At 34.7% G+C, this 17,209-nt stretch carries 18 protein-coding genes; all 18 read right to left on the bottom strand.

Annotated features, from left to right (window positions below; genetic code table 11):
• Positions 1-58: 58 nt before the first annotated feature.
• On the bottom strand, positions 59-571 hold the full coding sequence (locus AC4BBX_RS11640; protein WP_490453987.1) for a flagellar basal body-associated FliL family protein: 513 nt from the start codon (positions 569-571) through the stop codon (positions 59-61).
• Positions 572-586: 15 nt separating this feature from the next.
• Positions 587-796: a flagellar FlbD family protein gene (locus AC4BBX_RS11635; protein WP_490453986.1), complete on the bottom strand. Its 210-nt coding sequence runs from the start codon at positions 794-796 to the stop codon at positions 587-589.
• An 18-nt stretch (positions 797-814) separates the two neighbouring features.
• Positions 815-1,720 carry a flagellar hook-basal body complex protein gene (locus tag AC4BBX_RS11630; RefSeq protein WP_490453985.1) on the bottom strand — a complete coding sequence of 302 codons (906 nt, stop codon included), beginning with the start codon at positions 1,718-1,720 and terminating at the stop codon, positions 815-817.
• A 47-nt stretch (positions 1,721-1,767) separates the two neighbouring features.
• Complete coding sequence (locus AC4BBX_RS11625; protein WP_490453984.1) at positions 1,768-2,196, bottom strand: flagellar basal body rod modification protein; 429 nt, start codon at positions 2,194-2,196, stop codon at positions 1,768-1,770.
• 10 nt (positions 2,197-2,206) lie between these two features.
• Positions 2,207-3,769 (bottom strand): flagellar hook-length control protein FliK, encoded by a 1,563-nt coding sequence (locus AC4BBX_RS11620; RefSeq protein ID WP_490453983.1) that lies wholly within the window; start codon positions 3,767-3,769, stop codon positions 2,207-2,209.
• Between the two features lie 26 nt (positions 3,770-3,795).
• On the bottom strand, positions 3,796-4,215 hold the full coding sequence (gene fliJ / locus AC4BBX_RS11615; protein ID WP_490453982.1) for a flagellar export protein FliJ: 420 nt from the start codon (positions 4,213-4,215) through the stop codon (positions 3,796-3,798).
• A 21-nt stretch (positions 4,216-4,236) separates the two neighbouring features.
• Entirely contained in the window at positions 4,237-5,571 is a 1,335-nt protein-coding gene (fliI, locus tag AC4BBX_RS11610; protein WP_490453981.1) for a flagellar protein export ATPase FliI, read from the bottom strand.
• A 7-nt stretch (positions 5,572-5,578) separates the two neighbouring features.
• Positions 5,579-6,373, bottom strand: coding sequence for a FliH/SctL family protein (locus tag AC4BBX_RS11605; RefSeq protein WP_490453980.1), 795 nt, complete (start codon positions 6,371-6,373; stop codon positions 5,579-5,581).
• Positions 6,357-7,361, bottom strand: coding sequence for a flagellar motor switch protein FliG (gene fliG, locus AC4BBX_RS11600; RefSeq protein ID WP_490453979.1), 1,005 nt, complete (start codon positions 7,359-7,361; stop codon positions 6,357-6,359). Before fliG ends, AC4BBX_RS11605 begins: the two co-directional genes overlap by 17 nt.
• A 16-nt stretch (positions 7,362-7,377) precedes the next feature.
• A complete protein-coding gene (gene fliF, locus AC4BBX_RS11595; RefSeq protein ID WP_490453978.1) occupies positions 7,378-8,955 on the bottom strand; it encodes a flagellar basal-body MS-ring/collar protein FliF in 1,578 nt (525 codons plus the stop codon).
• Positions 8,956-8,982: 27 nt separating this feature from the next.
• Positions 8,983-9,312, bottom strand: a complete 330-nt coding sequence (fliE, locus tag AC4BBX_RS11590) for a flagellar hook-basal body complex protein FliE (protein ID WP_490453977.1) — start codon at positions 9,310-9,312, stop codon at positions 8,983-8,985.
• 4 nt (positions 9,313-9,316) lie between these two features.
• Positions 9,317-9,760, bottom strand: a complete 444-nt coding sequence (gene flgC, locus AC4BBX_RS11585) for a flagellar basal body rod protein FlgC (protein WP_490453976.1) — start codon at positions 9,758-9,760, stop codon at positions 9,317-9,319.
• A gap of 21 nt (positions 9,761-9,781) precedes the next feature.
• Entirely contained in the window at positions 9,782-10,159 is a 378-nt protein-coding gene (flgB, locus tag AC4BBX_RS11580) for a flagellar basal body rod protein FlgB (protein ID WP_490453975.1), read from the bottom strand.
• A 548-nt stretch (positions 10,160-10,707) separates the two neighbouring features.
• Positions 10,708-12,651 carry a heavy metal translocating P-type ATPase gene (locus tag AC4BBX_RS11575; RefSeq protein WP_490453974.1) on the bottom strand — a complete coding sequence of 648 codons (1,944 nt, stop codon included), beginning with the start codon at positions 12,649-12,651 and terminating at the stop codon, positions 10,708-10,710.
• A gap of 358 nt (positions 12,652-13,009) precedes the next feature.
• The gene (locus AC4BBX_RS11570) at positions 13,010-13,681 is read right to left on the bottom strand and encodes a hypothetical protein (RefSeq protein ID WP_490453973.1); all 672 of its coding nucleotides are present in this window, start codon (positions 13,679-13,681) and stop codon (positions 13,010-13,012) included.
• A gap of 28 nt (positions 13,682-13,709) precedes the next feature.
• Positions 13,710-14,186 (bottom strand): RNA polymerase sigma factor, encoded by a 477-nt coding sequence (locus AC4BBX_RS11565; RefSeq protein ID WP_490453972.1) that lies wholly within the window; start codon positions 14,184-14,186, stop codon positions 13,710-13,712.
• A gap of 123 nt (positions 14,187-14,309) precedes the next feature.
• Entirely contained in the window at positions 14,310-15,677 is a 1,368-nt protein-coding gene (locus tag AC4BBX_RS11560) for a DUF1576 domain-containing protein (RefSeq protein ID WP_490453971.1), read from the bottom strand.
• A 226-nt stretch (positions 15,678-15,903) separates the two neighbouring features.
• Positions 15,904-17,196: a PTS sugar transporter subunit IIC gene (locus AC4BBX_RS11555; RefSeq protein ID WP_490453970.1), complete on the bottom strand. Its 1,293-nt coding sequence runs from the start codon at positions 17,194-17,196 to the stop codon at positions 15,904-15,906.
• Between the last annotated feature and the right edge of the window lie 13 nt (positions 17,197-17,209).

Genomic DNA, 17,209 nt, shown 5'->3' with positions numbered 1-17,209 from the left:
TCTCTGTTAAACATTCGACTCTTATATGAAACGTGGGTATTACTTATACTACTTACTGCTATTGAATGACCATTTCTGTGACAAAAACATCATAAACAACTTCTTTTCCATAAGTTGCATTTACTGAATCTTTGACTTGACCTTTTAATTGTTTGTACCCTTCATCAGTATCTAAGATATCAACAGCTCGTTTTTGACGTAAAATGTTGATAATACTGTCTCTTACTAGAGCAATATTTTTCTCCGCTTCACCTTGTTCTTTCTCAGCAATTAACAAGGATAATTCAATACGGATATATTGTTGTTTTGCATCTTCTGTTTTTGCTAGATTAACAAGAAATTCATCTAACGGGAAAATTACTTGATCTTCTTCTAGAACGCCTGAACTCCCTGATTCATTGTCAGATACTTGAACGACAGGAGCTTGCAAGAAAAACTTGCTTGTAATCACTGTGCCAATGACACTTCCCACAACAGCCAACAATAAAATCAAAGGCATTATTAAGCCAAGATTAATTTCTTTTTTTGGTTTACTTTCTTTTTCAGCTTTCTTTTTTCGATTATTTTCCACTAGAACTCTCCCTCCCTACATTTTTTCTTTAGTTTCCACAATGGGATAACTAATTGTTTGACGGTATTCTATGATTCGTTGAACGACTACTTCAGCAGAATCCGCTACAACCAATGTTTTCCCATCGACTAAAGTAATCATTGTGTCGGGTGTTTCTTCAATTCGATACATTAAATCAGGATTTAGATAAAACGTTCTACCATTAAAAGCTGTCATAAGAATCATAGTTATTCTCCCCTATCGTTAACGTTTCAAGTTAATCAATTCTTGCAACATTTCATCAGAAGTCGTAATACTTCTTGAGTTTGCTTGATAAGCACGACTTGCTACAATCATCTCAGTAAATTCATTCGCCAAATCAACGTTAGACATTTCGATTGCGCCAGATATCATTTGACCAGCTCCGTTGTCACCAGCAGCACCAATAATTGGATTACCAGTATTTAATGTGCTTTCATAATTATTACCACCTAGTTTTTCCAAAGCATCAGGGTTTGTAAAGGTTGCAATCGCTACTCTTCCTAAAACAAAGTCTTGGTTACCATATTTAGCCGTTACCAGACCATTTTCATCAATTGCCATTGATTGAAAATTAAGAAACTCACCTGTATTATTCGGATCATCTACTCTTAATGGTACCTCAATGCCCTCTAATGCTGTTTCATCTTGTGGGAATGTAGCTAATTCAGATGGGTCATCAAGGAAAGCACCTGTTAACATTGGGTCAGTAAGGTTTATCCCTTTCACTTTCATCCCAGCGCCATTGACAATATCACCGTTTGAATCACGAGTGAATACACCGTCACGAGTAAACATTACGTTTTCTGTACCATCTTCTACCATGAAGTAACCTGGACCAGTCAAGTAAAAGTCTAAGGCACGTCCTGTCGTTTGTGGTGCACCTGTTGTATGAACGGTATCAATTGAACCTACTTGAACACCCAAACCTATTTGTCGAGGATTTTTCCCACCCACGTTAGGTGTTGGAGCAGTTGCAGGTGCAGTTGTTTGACTCATGATATCTTGGAACATTACACGACTTGATTTGAAACCAACCGTATTAACATTGGCAATATTATTTGAAATAACATCCATTTTTGTTTGTAAATTTTTCATTCCACTAACGCCTGAGTAAAGTGATCTTAACATTTTGTATTTCCTCCTAGATATTCCTGATTGTTTTTAGTTTTTTTATTTTATTCGCCGATTTCTTGAATACCACTCATGTAATATTCTTCACCGTTTACTACAATTGTTGCATAACCATCAACAAAGCGAACTTTCTCGACCTTGCCTGTCACTTGGGTATCTTCATCTGCTCTGACGGTTACTTCACGACCGAGCATGGAAAAGGCTTGTTGCTGTTGAGACATCCGAATACTTTGGTCTAGATTCTGACCAATTTCTTGCATTTGTTGCAAGGAAGTAAATTGAACAAATTGACCAATATAGTCTGTTCCAGCATTTCCACTGCCGCCACCTTCACCGCCACCCATAACGGTTGGATTACTCATAGAGGCAGCTAAAATCTTTAAGAAATCATCCATAGAAATATCTGATGGACGATTTTTTTGTGAACTTAGAGTCGTATTATATGGATTTAATCCATCAATTGAATTGGGCATTGTTTTCCTCCTATGCTAAAATACTGATTCGACTTTCAACTTCTTTTTCTGTAACTTGTTCATCAAGAACTGGCTGTCGATAGCGACTTGTTTGTTGAGATTGACGATCTTTCAAACCTTGTTGATGGAAATTCTGTGAAAAACCAGCTTGTCCATCCCCTGTTGCAGCTAACTCATTACCTGATACTTGAGTGACGGTAAAGGCTGAAATTTGTTCTTGTTTTTGTAGTACTTTATCAAAACTTGCTGTCATGGTTTCTAACATTTTTTTTGTTTGTTCTGATTGAACCGTAAACTCAAGTGAAACCGAATCTGGTGTAACTTTCATTTTCACTTGAACTTTACCAAGATCACCTGGACTTAAATCAAAAGTAATTGTTTTTTCTCCCGGTCGCTCAATCGTTTTTAATTCTTTTAAGATAGGTTGATTTACTTTTTCAACCACTTGCTCAATTGCTTGCTGATTTCCAGCAATTACTTTTGGAAAATCCACTTTAATTAACGGCAGAGGATTTTCTTGACTAGTTGCTGTAGGAATTTTAGTTTCCACTAGATTCTGGTTTGAATTTAGTGACTCTATTTTTCCAGAACTCTTGAACTCATTTGGAATCTCGGACATTGTAGTATCTATTTTCGGTATTTCGTTGACTGGATTACTAAACTCAGTCTCAGCCATTTTCTCAGAAAACACTTGTTCAAACTGGCTTTGCGTCAGTTCTTTCAAGGAGGTTATTTCTATACTAGTTTCTGAATGAACTTCTCTTTTTGGGTCGCTCGCTTTTGAAGCATTTATTAAGGATGGTATTGATTCTGAAATGACCTCTTGAAAATCCGTCTTCATTTCACTGGACAACTCTATTTCTTGAGTGTTTTCATTAACGAATTTAGGATTATAAACCATTTTCAAATCATCAATTTCTCGAATTTCCACTTCTAAGTTGCTTGTTTTTGAAGAGTTAACTGACATATTTTCTATCTCTATTTGATTCACTTGAATGTTTCCATTAATGAAGTGTGCTGTGAGTTTCTCTGTATCAAACTCTGATAGATTAGTAATCTCTTCTTCTGGTAAAGCTCGTTTATGCTCATTTGTTTGTATTATTTTTATAAATTCTGAATCAACTTCATCCAAAATAGTCAATTCTTGTCCCGTTTCAAGTGAAATATTGATATTGCGTTGTTTTTCACTTATTAGTTCTAAATTTTCTGGGGTTCCTAGAAATACGGATAGTTCTTGCTCTTTTTCCAATGGCACAATCGAATGCCCCATATTCTGATACAATTGCGCATGATGAGTAGATTCTAGAGTCTCTTCTGCATTCACTTTTAGTTGTTCTTCATGAATCGGTTGTGCAAGGATTTCCGATGTATCATCCGATTCTTTCCCCATCTCTTCTGTTTGTTCAACTACTTCTGTTAGGTTTATGTCTATTTCTTCTGACAAATCCATTCCCTCAGCTTTCTTTAATTGAAACTGTTGAAAAAAGTTTTGAAAAGCAGATCCGTCAATGATACTGATTGGTTTTCCTGAACCGATAACATTTTTTCCGATAACTTGTTGCAGTTTTTCCATGAGCGGTATCCTTTCTCTCTGATTTCTTAACTTATTTGCTTACGATTAGCCATTTCATCTAACATTTTTTGCTCTTCGCGATTCATTTCGATTTGATATTCTGCTAATTGTTTCTCAGAAAGTTTTTCTAAGATTTTTCGTTCTTTTTGTGCCTCGATATAAACAGATAATGCTTGCTCAACATAACGCGACATCTCTTTAATCGCTTCTGTTGTCGCAATCAAGCGTTGATTTAAATCTAGTAAGTACCATTGTTGAACTTGCATACGATTAATTGTAGACTCTCGCACTTCCATCAAATTCTCTTTTTCTTGATTTATCTGTTGGAAAATATCTTCTTGCTCAGTCAGAGCTTTTTGAGCGGATGCGTATTCTCGTTTTGCTTCTTGTTCCTTCAACCATCGGTAATCCAATACTTTCTCTAATGAAAACTTAAACTTCGCCAACTAAACTCTCCCTCTCATTTGCTATCTGATTGTCGCTACTTCGTTAAACAATGCGTGTAGTTTTCTGACTGTCATTTCATAATCAGAAGGTTCTTCTACTTGTTGTCGTAAAAAATCATTAATTGGTTGATGTAAAGAAATAGCATAGTCAACCAGAGGATTACTACCTTTTTTATAAGCACCGATATCAATTAAGTCCTTAGCTTCAGTATATGCAGCCATATTTTCTTTTAATTCTCCAGAATGTTTTTGATGTTCCGGAGCAACTAAGCTCTTCATTAAACGACTTAAACTATTTTGAACATCTATTGCTGGATAATGATTTTGAGAAGCAATTTTACGAGAAAGTAAAATGTGTCCGTCTAAAATTCCTCGAACGGCATCCGCAATGGGCTCATTCATATCGTCCCCTTCAACTAGAACAGTATAAAATGCGGTAATTGAACCTTTATCTGACATCCCGCTTCGCTCTAGTAATTTAGGTAAAGCAGTAAATACAGAAGGAGTATATCCTTTAGTCGTTGGAGGTTCGCCAATGGACAAACCAATTTCTCTTTGCGCCATCGCAAAACGAGTAACCGAATCCATCATCAACACAACTTTTTTGCCTTGATCTCGGAAAAATTCAGCAATAGCTGTTGCCACATGAGCGCCTTTTAAACGAACAAGTGGTGGAGCATCTGAGGTTGCACAAACCACTACTGATTTTTTGTAGCCCTCTATTCCTAAATCATTTTCTATAAATTCTTTGACTTCTCGACCACGCTCACCGATCAAACCAATAACAATGACATCTGCTTCACAGTATCGAGCAATCATACCTAGTAAAGTACTTTTTCCAACACCACTTCCGGCAAAAATCCCCATCCGTTGACCTTCGCCAACTGTCATCAAGCCATCAATTGCACGAACTCCAGTACTCATAACCCCTGAGATTGCTCTACGTTTAAAAGGATCTGGTGAATCATTAATCACTTGATACTCAGGATTTCCATCTTCAATGACTAAGCCATCCATCGGTCTCCCAAGTCCATCAAGTGTATGCCCTAATAATCCATCATTTACTTTTACAGTCAGCGTTTTTCCAGTTGCCTTAACAAGACATCCTGGTCCAATACCTTCCAATTCATCCAATGGCATTAATAAAACGGTTTGTTTAACGAATCCAACCACTTCTGACAAAGCAATCTTGTTACTGTTTCGAATGTTAATTTCACAAATTTCGCCAACAAACACATCCAAGCCTTCTACCTTGATGATTAGCCCAACAACTTCACTGACTTTTCCAAAAGTAGAAAAGAAAGTATGCTTTTTAGCTTTTTCTAAATAATGATCCATCGGTACAGTCAGTTCCATTACGTGTTCATTCCTTTAAAAGTTGATTTAAAAAACGATCTAATTCTTCTTCAAGTTCAAATGTAGCGAGCATTTCATCAGATTCTACACTGAAATCCTGGATTCCTTTAGCTGCATCTTTTAAGACTAAGTAACGTAAGGTTGGTATCTCTTGTTTCTTTTGCTCCATTTTTTCACTTAGTACATCGTAATGACTTGGATTGGCACGTATAATAATTAGTTGCTCTGGTTTTTCCATCTTCAATAAAATTGGTTCCACAATTGCTAAAATTGTCTTTTTATCCATTTCGAATTGAGTCTGAATTAGAGCCTGTGCGATTTCAATGCTAGAACGAACAATTTCATGTCGTTTCTCTTTGAGATATGCTTCGCTGGTTTGAATTGCTTCTCCGTAACTAGCACGTGCTTGTTGAAAGATTTCTTCAACTTCGATTCTCGCTTGGTCAAGACCTTGCAAATGACCTACTTGCTGTCCATCTTGATAGCCTTTTTCTTCAGCGAATTTTTTTAATTCTTCAATTTCTTGCATAGCATTCTGTTTCAGAAGCTCCGCTTGCACTCTGGCTTCTTCCACTAAGGTTTCAGCCGTTTGATTGGCTTGGCCGAGTATTTCTTCTTTCATGGATTCAATAATTACTTGTTCCTTATGAAGTTTTTCATTTACAATTTTTGATCGTTTCTTATTGGCTACTATTCCTTCTTTTTTCAAAGGAGTTACAGGTAGCTGAGTGACTATTGATTTTGGAGCTGTACTTTTATCAATTTCCACGCTTTTTAGCAAAGAATTATTTGACCACTGCATCTTGATCGCCTCTTCCAATATAAATCTCACCTGTCTCATCTAAATGACGAATGACTGCCACCACTTGTTGTTGTGCTTCTTCAACTGCAGATAAACGAGTAGGTCCCATAAATTGAATTTCTTCTTTGATATTTTCCACCGCTCGGCTGGATAAATTCGAGTAGATAAATTCGCGAATGTCATCGGTTGTGCCTTTCAAAGCTAAAACTAATGTGTTGTTATCCACATCTCGCAAGACTTTCTGAACATCCAGACGATCCAAACCAACAATATCTTCGAAAGTGAATAAGCTGGCTTTGACTTCGTTTGATAGATCTGGTTGGCGTTTTTCTAAATCGTTCAGAATATTTTTCTCTGTACCACGGCTTGCTGAATTTAAAATTTCTACTAATGCATTTACACCACCAATAGTTTCTGCACTATTTTCTACGTAATTAGAGAATTTATTCTCGATTACTTGTTCAATACGTCTAATAATTATCGGTGAAGTATTAGAAATCATCCCAATTCTCTCAGCAATTTCGACTTGTAATTTATTTGGAAATTGGGATAAGATTGTCGCTGATTTTTCTGGTTGCATATAACATAAAAGTAAGGCCACTGTTTGCGGATGTTCGTTTAGCAACAAGTTGGTTAATTGCTGAATGTCAGCTTTCCTAATAATATTAAACGGACGTTCTTTTAATTGGATTTGGGTAAGTACATCGATGACATCCTTTGCCCGTTGTGGTCCTAAAGCTTGATTTAATAAATCTTTTGCGTAATCGATCCCACCATCGATTACATATTGCCTCGCACTAGATGTTTCTACAAGTTCTTCCAGAACAAGTTCACGCTCTTCTGGTTGTACGATATCAGTATTCGCAATTTCGTAACTCACTTGACGAATCAAATCTTCAGGCAATAATTTCATAATTTTAGAGGAGGTTTCTGACCCTAACGAAATTAATAAAACTGCTGCTTTTTTAACACCTTCCATGGTATTCATTGCGTCAAACCTCCATCTAATTTTGCTTCATCCATGCTTTAATTAACTCCGCTGCGATTTCTGGATTATCCACAGCAAATTGTTTTGCACGCTTGTCGCGGCTTTCATATTTTGCTCGTTCTCTTTGTCTCTCAAGCTCTTTAATGTCCTCTTGAGTTTCATCGTTTACTAAGTTAGCCTGAGCTTGAGCTAAGGTTTCTAAAATTTCTGAATCTAGTTCAATCGTACTTTCTTCCTCGTCAACCAAATATTCTTGACGATTTCGTCTTCTACGAATCGATAAAATAATAGTAAAAGTAATGAATACTATTACGACACCTGCTATAACAGCAAGATAAATTAACATATCATTGTCTAATGGATTCAACACTTCCACAGGACTTTCCGGTAAGTCTTCCGCATCATCAACACCAAAATTAATTCCTTGAATTGCAATTTCATCTCCACGTTCTTCGTTGAAACCAACTGCTGAAGCAACTAACGCTCGCAATTCTTGTTGGACATCATTAGGTAGATTTCCATCAACAACTACTGAACTAGTCATTCTTCTAATCATTCCTGGTGCACTAATAGTTCGTGTGATTTCTGTATCCAATTCATTATTTACATCTCTTCGGTACGTTCGATTGCCTTCAGTGTCATCACCCGTTACAATGGTCACATTGTCATCCACTTGACCCGTTTGTGCTTCTTGAACAATATCTGCCGAACCTGTGGCTTCAACGCTTTCACTTCTTATTTCAGGATTGTTGTATGTCGTAGTTGTTCGTTCTACTGAGTCAAAATCCAAATCAACGTTTACGGAAACTTTTAATCGATTCGTACCATAAATAGGTTCTAATAAGGTCCGAACTTTGTTTTCTAAAGTTTCTTCATACGAAGTCTTAATATTGATATAACGATCACTTGTATTGGCCACGCTTTGGCTTTCTTGTCCCCCGGCTAATACATTTCCATCGGTATCAATTACTCTGACATTTTCTGGACTTAAGTTCTCAACTGATCCTGAAGCCAAAGTAACAATCCCCTGAACTGCTGCATCGGCTAATGGTGAGCGCAAAGATAAAGTAATAGAAGCCGTTGCTTCTTTCTTGTCTCTACTAAATACCCCTTCATCCGGAGTGACCAAGATTACTTTGACTGCTTCAACGCCACTCAGAGACCCAATTGCTCGTTCTAACTCTCCCGTTAGTGCTCGTTGATACATAATTTTTCGATCTTCATCTGTGGTCATCATTCCAGACTCATCAAACAATTCAAATCCAGTTGTACTATCAGGTAATTTATCTTCCACAGCTAAATCAATTCGATAACTATCAATTTGATTTTGCTCAATCATAATGGTTTTACCGTTATCTTCTAGTTTATATGGGATATTTTTTTCTTTTAAGTCATTAATAATATTTCCCGCATCCGCTTGAGACAAATCAGAAAAAAGAACGCCATAATCTACTCGGGTCATAAAATAATAAGTAGTACCTAATATAATTACTAAACTAATTATCCCTAAAACGATAACGCGTTTCATAAAATCACTCAGCTCTTGCCATCTATCTTTGATTTGTTCGAACCATTCTCTTATATTGGTTCCCATCGATTCCATCCTTCCAAGCTAGTCTTCTTAAAACTGCATATTTTTAATGTCGTTATATGCTTCAAGGCATTTATTACGAACTTGTACGGCCGTTTGCAAAGATAATTGAGCTTCTGTCATGTGAATCATCACTTTTGCTAAGTCATTTTCTTCACCAGTAATTACTCGAGTAGTATCGGCATCAATAATTTGCATATTTTGATTTAATCCATTGATTGCTTCACCTAAAAAAGACCCAAAGGATTTTTCTGATTGCTCATTCCGATCAACTATAGTCGGCGTACCATTCATCGCTTGGAGGTCTTTTATTTGATTTTGATAATCCATTAAACTTTGTGCATAGGAAATATTATTCATTTACTTACTCCTTTGAAATTTCTAACGCTTTTCTAAGCATACTTTTGTTCATTTCTACTGCAGAGGCATTGGCTTCATAGGTTCTTAGAGCTTGAATCATTTCAATCATTTCATCTGCAACGTTTACGTTTGATTGTTCTACATACCCTTCTTCATCCGCATCTGGATGAGTTGGATCATAGCTCATTCGAACAGTTTGGTCTTCTCTAATCCCAGTCACTCTCACTCCATAGCTCATTTGGCTATTTCGTAAAGGTTGATTTCTTTGCTCTGTCAAATTAATATTTTTCAAACTTTCAGCAAAATCAATTGTTTTTTTACGATAAGCTCCACCTTCTGCTGTTCGTGTTGTATTCACGTTGGCAATATTGGTAGAAATAGTATCTAACTTGAAGCGTTCTAAGGAAAGTCCGCTTGCATTAATATTCAATCCATTAAAAATACTCATATTCGCTTTTCCTCCTTAGTATTAATTACTTAAAACATAATTCATCATTTTAAATCGACCATTTAGCTGTGCAGTTAAAGCACTGTAATATAATCCATTCGTTGCTTGATCTAACATTTCAACTTCCAGATCCACATTGTTTCCATTTTCTTTCACTCGAGTGTTTTGATTCTCTACAATTTTAGGTTGCACATTTTTTATCTCATGTCGAATATGTTTTTCATGAGTTGTATTTAATTTAAAACCATTTTGGCCGATTGCTCTTTGGAGCTCACTTTCAAATTGAACTCGTTTTGCTTTAAAGTCAGTTGTATTAACATTAGCGATATTTGTCGAAATCAGTTCCGCTCTTTTATTCGATACTGCCATTGCATCTTTTAATAAACCATAGGTATCCAAAGGCTTACACTCTCCACTTCATTTATTGTTCGTTTTTTATAAAAAAATATATGAAAAATTGAATTTTCTAGAAATTTCTAATTTCTTAGTTTTTCGAAAATTTATTATTATTTGTAAATTATCAAACATTCCCAAGCATTAAGTATAATTAAAGAAACATAAATTTACAATAAATTTTATTGATATAATCGACATCTTATTATAAAAAATTCTTATTGTAAATATTAAAAAATAGCTTGAAATTAGGATTTACACAAAATAAAACTATTTTTATATTAATAATTTTGATATTTGTGATTCACTGTACATTATCTATATCATTTGACAAAAAAATTAATATTCTCTTTCTATGTAATTTTTTTCGCTATCCTAATAACAAATATATGTTATTCTCCTGTCATTTTTTCATTATCTATTTGATTAATTTTGGATTTTTTTCACTAATAAAAAAATGGACAATAGTCAATCGATGAAAAAAAACGACTAGAAATAAGACTTACATCTTAATCTAATCGTTTTTTTTTCATTTTCTAATTTATAAGCAGATGCTATTCATCTTTTCTATTCTTTAATAAGCGTAAGCCATTTAAAATAACAACCAACGTGCTACCTTCATGAGCGAGTACACCTATACCAATATCCATTTTTCCTAAAATATTTAAAACGACAAGTAAAAATACTATGCTCATTGAGAAAAAAATATTTTGCCAAATTATTTTATCTAATTTTTTAGACAGTTGATGAGCATCTTTAAATTTCGTCAAATTATTTTGCATAATTACTGCATCCGCTACATCAATAGCTACATCGGTTCCATCTCCCATTGCAAAACCAATATCTGCTTTAACTAAAGCAGGTGCATCATTGATTCCATCACCAAGCATCACGGTTTCTCCATATTTTTTTTGTAGAGAGGTAATAATTTCCGCTTTATTTTCAGGTAAAACATTTCCCGCTACCTCATCAATTCCTAAACGATTGGCAACGGCTTCTCCAGTACTTCCAGTATCACCAGTAATCATTACCGTGTGAATATTTTGGGATTTTAAATACTGAATCACTTCACTGGCTTCTTGCTTGGCGATGTCCATCATCGCAATTAAACCTTTTACTTCTTCGTTGATAGCGAAATAGACCACGGTTTTTCCTTCACGAGAATATTGTTCTGTTAATTGAAGAATTAAATCATTTGTTTGGATAAACGTACTTGGCTTACCAATACGATAATTATTCCCATTATAAGTAGATACTAATCCTTGACCGATTTGATTTTCTACTTGGAGTTCGATTGATACGTTCGCTGAAAATTCATTTAGAATCGCCGTTGCCAATGGATGATTGGCATTTTTTTCCATAGCTACAATAATATTTGTCCATTCTGCCTGTTGTTTTTCAACAAAATACGTATCGGTTACGACTGGTTTCCCTTCTGTTAATGTTCCAGTTTTATCAAAAGCGACTACTTTTGTATTTGCTAGATTAGATAGATAAGAACCACCTTTAAATAAGACTCCTTGTTTAGCTAAATTAGAAATCCCAGATAAAGTTGCGGGTACAGCACTTGCTGCGAGTGCGCAAGGAGAAGCTGCAATCAACATAATCATCCCTCGATAAAAACTCATGTACCAACTCCAACCAAAAATAGTAGGAGCTAAAAGAATAAATAATGGAACAAGTACTAAAACAGTCTTTACATATATCGGTTCAATTTGTTTAATTTTCGTTGCTGTCTTCGATAAGTTATTCTGCGACTGGTTTACCAATTGTAGAATTATGGCAAAGACTGTTTCAGAACTATCTTTGGTTACTTCCATGGTAAATGTTCCCTGACCATTAATTGTACTGCCAAAGACCTCATCCCCAACTATTTTCTCTTTAGGAATACTTTCTCCATTAATAGACGCTTCATCAATTGAAGTCGCTCCTTCAGTAATTACACCATCTGTCGCAACTTGATCCCCTGGCAATACACGTAGATAATCCCCAATTTTTAAACGATCAACGGAAACTAACTCCATCTCACCGTTTGCTTGAAGTAATCTCGCTTCAGTTGGATTTAATTTTAACAAATTGGTAATTTCTCTTCTACTACGTCCTTCAGTATACTCTTCTAAAAAATGAGCTCCTGCAAAAATTAGAATCAATAGTGCCCCTTCATCAAAGTCACCGATAATGGAAGCTCCTAAGGCTGCTAAAGTCATTAAAATATGAACATTTGGATGGAATTTTTTTAAACGAACACTTTCCGTAAGCGTTTCTCCAAATCCTTCTATAATAATATGATATCCTGCAGTAATCATCGAAAGAATAAATAAGATATTTGTTCCAATGGTTGGAAAATCAGCAATCAATGCAATTAAGTAGGCTACTAATCCGATAAAATATAAGTACACAGGTAACCGTCCATGGTCATGACTGTGACTATGAGCATGACCTTCATGATGGTCGTGTTCGTGATTACAATGTTGATGGGTGTCTTTTACTGTATCCATAAGCGTCTCTCCTCATTATTAAAATAAAATAATTTCATGAAATATTTCATATGATTGATTAATCATATTTACATCTTTATAATACATGAATAACCATTCATTTGTCAAGTGATGCCCTAGAGTTTTCTTTACTTATAGTTACTTATTATTGATAAAATGAAATGTCATTTTATCAATAATAAAAAAATGTATTCAAATTTTCAAAGTACAAAAATTTGAATCTTATTCTCAATTCGCCTACCATTTCACTAGCTTGGAGTTCTAGTAAGTGAGACTGGCGTCATAGTTTATCAATAAACTAAGACTATAAGCAAAAAAAAAAAACAGGAAAACTAGGTTTCCTGCCTTTTTATCGAAATTATTCAAAAATCATGTAAACGACAATCGTTTCATCTGTCTGACGAAGGGCTTCTGATGTGAGATGTTGATCAATATCTGTATATAATTTCCCTGCAGTATTTGCATAATAAAGATAATACTTTTTGCCTAGTTGAATTTTTTGGGAATTGTCATAGGGGATTAAAAAAGAACTTAAACCAATTTCACTTTCATAGTAATCAGAAAGTGTGATCGGCACACCACTTGAATACACACCACTATATGTCCCACCGTTATATCTAGTTAATAATTGTGAATCTCCCGAAGTAATTCCCAACAATAAATTTCCATAAATTCCGGGTTTCTCATCAGTATAGATACCAAAAACTACATCAGATTTAATCAGTTCATCTTTTTGATAATAATCTAGATACATGGTGAACTCCTCTGCTTCGACATTAAATCGAAACTCACCTGACTGCTGGAACAATAAAGCTGCTACCCCTACCGCATCAGCGCTAACTGACTTTATACTATTATCGCGAACACCAGCAATTTTATCTCCTTGAAAGGGTCCAAAGTTATAATCATACATAAGACTAATTCCTGCTCCTACGAAAATGATTAATGTAACAATATATAAACCTATAAGTTTTTTCCGTTGCTTACTTCGTGACTTTTTTACTAATTTTTGGAATTCTTTGTCTTCCATAGTTGTTCTCCCATCTCCATCAAATCTGTTAATCATCAACTGACAACCGATCCAATAGTTGCTTTAATTTTTTTCTTGCACGATATAATTCTGTTTTAATACTCTCTTCTGGTCGATTTAGCAGGAAAGCAACTTCTTTCATACTTCGTTCCTCACTATATTTTAAGACTAATAAATGAGCGGATTTAACATCTAATTGATTTAAAGCTTCAAACAAATTGTGGTCATATTCTTGCCATTCTTCTGGGATGACGTGGAAATATTGTTCCAGAATTTGTGCTCGTCGTTTTGTTTGATTATATAAATTGAAATAAAGATTAATTCCTACTCGATACATCCACGGCCGAATTTTATCCATAGATAGTTCTGTTTCAATTTCAAGAATTTTCAGGAGGGTTTCTTGGGAAATATCTTTGGCATCTTCAGGATTTGAACCCATTTTGATTAAATAACCAATCAATTCATTGGTTGTTTCAAATAAAATTCGATCAAATTGCTTTTTCATTTCCTCCCCCCTTCATCTATATAACAAATCAACTTTCAAAAAGTGAACAACTAATTTTATTTTAGCAAATTTTTTTCAAACAAAAAAAGAATGTAACAAGATTCTTGTTTACACTCTCTTTGTTTAAGGTTTAGTTGGGACAAGCTCAATTCGATGATTTAAGGGAATCTTTTTTAAATAAATAGCTCCTTTTTTGAAAAATTTGGCATTCCAAGCGGGATATTTCTGTTCTAACAGTTTATTTAGCAAGGGAATTCGTTGTATTTGAAGATAGATAAATGACAGAACAATCGCAGTCACACCTCCAGCAAAACCACTATTGTATAAATTGATTCCGTCATGTAAAGCATTCAGCTGTTTGGAAATGATTGGGAAAAATATTCCCGAAAAGAATCCTAGTAAAATTCCATACTTTTTGGAAAAAGGCGCCATTGTACTGACAAACAAAACAGCAATTAACTTTGTGGTAATACTAGCTTCTGGATAAAATAAAGCGTATGAAGAAACCACCCCGATCGCTGGGAAAAAGTAATCTTTGAAGTGAAAATGGTACATACTAAAACCAGTAAAAATTAAGATTGTTCCTGCTACAGGACCATTTAGTTGTCCATCAAACAGTCTCACAATCAAAATACCTAACCAACCATAAATTGAAAAACGAAAAATTCGCATGGTATCTTTTAAAGAAAAACGATGATGATTAAAACCAATAATTATTTTTCCTTTTTTAATTCCCATAAAATGATAGGCAAAAAAGATGTATACACCGTACAAAAAAATAACCATAAACAAAGTTACTAATACATAAAATATTTCATTTCCATGCAAGGCTTCACTTTTACTTAGGGGAACAGGAATATTTAACATTCGTTTAACGATGAAATTGACACCAATACTGGCTACTCCTGCCGCAAAACCCATATTATATAAATTCAGGCCTTTTGTATAATCACAGACTTTTTTAAAAATAGGAACAATGGTGTAACCAATCAAAAAACCTAACAACAAAGCCATTGTTTTCATCGACCAACTATCCGAATAAAAGAAGACAATACTGACTGCAGGTGCCAGAGCTGTACCTAATAACCCCGCCGCGATATCTATTTGAGATTCATCGTGTTCCTTTTTTAAGTAAGTAACTAACCCAACCATAATCGGTAACGAATTAAACAAATTTTTTCCCCAAAAAGCATATCCTGCTAATAGCATAATTGTTAAGACTGTGTTCGGAGAAAAGTGATGCTCGTGTTTTCTCAAAATAAACAAACTAAGAAACGTTAGTAATCCAGCATTCAACAAAGTAGCTCCTAGACCACCTATTTCAAAATAATCCGTCAATAAATTACTAGGAGATATCGCAATCGCTTTCAATCCATTCCAAATTTCAAAAATAGAATCCACAAAAAAAGCTGAAATTGTTAAAAAAAGCGCAAACCACTGCAAAAAACGATAAACCAAATCCGGACATAACTTTTTTGCTTTATCAGTCATAGTTTCAACCTTCCTTTTTCTTCTCTTTTCTATTTTAATATAGAAATGTGTAAAAGTGAACAATTTTTTAACAAAAAAGCTACATTTATTATAATTTAGAAAGATAAAAAAAGAGAGCCCTTTTGAGGACCTCTTTCTTTAAATAATATTTTTACTTTTTTTCGAAAAATGAGATCAATCGCTCAAAAAACTAAACATTCGGCAAAAAATAACTAAGAGCTTTGGTTTACTCTCCTTGAGCTAAACGATTTTTTTCCATTACTTTGAAGAATGGGAAATAAATCGCTGCACTCACCAAGACTAACACGAAAGTAAAGACTACATTCCGCCAGTCCATGCTTGATAAATAAGCTTGTGCGAAAAATGGTGTAAAGGACGGATCAATGATAAAACCTAAACCAATTAATCCAATTTTTTGAGCAAAATACGTTAGCAACAAATTTACAACTGGAGCAATTAAAAAGGGAATGGCCAGTACTGGATTAAATACAATGGGTAGACCAAAAATCACTGGCTCATTAATGGAACAAATTCCTGGAATTAAAGATAATTTTCCAATTGTACGATATTCTCTCACTTTACTTCTCATCATCAAAAGGACTAAACCGAGAGTTCCACCAGCTCCACCCATCACTGAAATACGAAACATTTGTAAGTTCATCAAATGAGTCATTGATTCATTATTTAACATTTGTTCAGCATTGTAACCTGATTGAGCAATTCCTAGCGTAAACACAATTGGGAAAATAATTGATGAGCCATTAATTCCAAATAACCATAAAATATTTCCAATTGTCACTATAAATAGGAAACCACCTAAACTTCCAGCAATATCAGTTGCAGGTGTCAATACTTGCATCACAGCTTCTGGAAAAATTTGTTTGGTAGTAAGCAAGAAAATGATATTAATACCGTAAAAAATGATAATGTTTGTCAGTAAAGGTATTAAGGTATTGATAAAAACAACAACCATTGGTGGGACACTATCTGGTAAGGAAATCTTAATATTTTTCACTTCAAACAAACGACAAATTTCCACGACTAATAATCCAATAATAATGGCCACAAATAATCCATTGGTTCCTAAATAGTTTAAATCAATTTTACCTTCAACAACAGGTGTACAAACCATCGCATAGACAACTGTAGCAATCATACCATTCATGGCTGCATTTAATTTGTAGTCACTAGCTAGGGAATATGCAATACCAAAAGCACTGATTAAACCAATCAATCCCATAGTTAGATTGTATGGAGCGGTAATAATATCATAATTCGCCACAGCAAATTCTTTCCATGAAGCTAAAAATCGCATGAAAAAATTAGCCGTTTCTGGATTATACTGATCCATGTTAATTGATGGATGAGCAACAATCAAAAAGAATGAACCAATGACGATAAATGGTAAGCCGAACATCATTCCGTTAGAGATTGCTTTTAAGTGTCGTTGATTCCCTAATTTGGCTGCCAAAGGACTTAACATCCCATTTAACTTTTCTACCATCGCTGAATTTTCCATTTTTTCTCCCCCT

It is taken from the genome of Enterococcus sp. AMC1157, from assembly GCF_058216555.1.
The sequence above is the reverse complement of the archived record's forward strand: the minus strand, read 5'-3'. Positions and strand labels throughout refer to the sequence as shown.

What these genes read in the sequence shown, in the direction of transcription:
- AC4BBX_RS11635 (WP_490453986.1), bottom strand. Translation starts at nt 796, where the DNA reads ATGATTCTTATGACAGCTTTTAATGGTAGAACGTTTTATCTAAATCCT.
- fliI (WP_490453981.1), bottom strand. Translation starts at nt 5,571, where the DNA reads ATGGAACTGACTGTACCGATGGATCATTATTTAGAAAAAGCTAAAAAG.
- fliE (WP_490453977.1), bottom strand. Translation starts at nt 9,312, where the DNA reads ATGAATAATATTTCCTATGCACAAAGTTTAATGGATTATCAAAATCAA.
- flgC (WP_490453976.1), bottom strand. Translation starts at nt 9,760, where the DNA reads ATGAGTATTTTTAATGGATTGAATATTAATGCAAGCGGACTTTCCTTA.
- AC4BBX_RS11575 (WP_490453974.1), bottom strand. Translation starts at nt 12,651, where the DNA reads ATGGATACAGTAAAAGACACCCATCAACATTGTAATCACGAACACGAC.
- AC4BBX_RS11565 (WP_490453972.1), bottom strand. Translation starts at nt 14,186, where the DNA reads ATGAAAAAGCAATTTGATCGAATTTTATTTGAAACAACCAATGAATTG.
- fliF (WP_490453978.1), bottom strand. Translation starts at nt 8,955, where the DNA reads ATGGGAACCAATATAAGAGAATGGTTCGAACAAATCAAAGATAGATGG.
- AC4BBX_RS11625 (WP_490453984.1), bottom strand. Translation starts at nt 2,196, where the DNA reads ATGCCCAATTCAATTGATGGATTAAATCCATATAATACGACTCTAAGT.
- AC4BBX_RS11570 (WP_490453973.1), bottom strand. Translation starts at nt 13,681, where the DNA reads ATGGAAGACAAAGAATTCCAAAAATTAGTAAAAAAGTCACGAAGTAAG.
- fliG (WP_490453979.1), bottom strand. Translation starts at nt 7,361, where the DNA reads ATGAATACCATGGAAGGTGTTAAAAAAGCAGCAGTTTTATTAATTTCG.
- AC4BBX_RS11620 (WP_490453983.1), bottom strand. Translation starts at nt 3,769, where the DNA reads ATGGAAAAACTGCAACAAGTTATCGGAAAAAATGTTATCGGTTCAGGA.
- AC4BBX_RS11560 (WP_490453971.1), bottom strand. Translation starts at nt 15,677, where the DNA reads ATGACTGATAAAGCAAAAAAGTTATGTCCGGATTTGGTTTATCGTTTT.
- AC4BBX_RS11630 (WP_490453985.1), bottom strand. Translation starts at nt 1,720, where the DNA reads ATGTTAAGATCACTTTACTCAGGCGTTAGTGGAATGAAAAATTTACAA.
- AC4BBX_RS11555 (WP_490453970.1), bottom strand. Translation starts at nt 17,196, where the DNA reads ATGGAAAATTCAGCGATGGTAGAAAAGTTAAATGGGATGTTAAGTCCT.
- AC4BBX_RS11605 (WP_490453980.1), bottom strand. Translation starts at nt 6,373, where the DNA reads ATGCAGTGGTCAAATAATTCTTTGCTAAAAAGCGTGGAAATTGATAAA.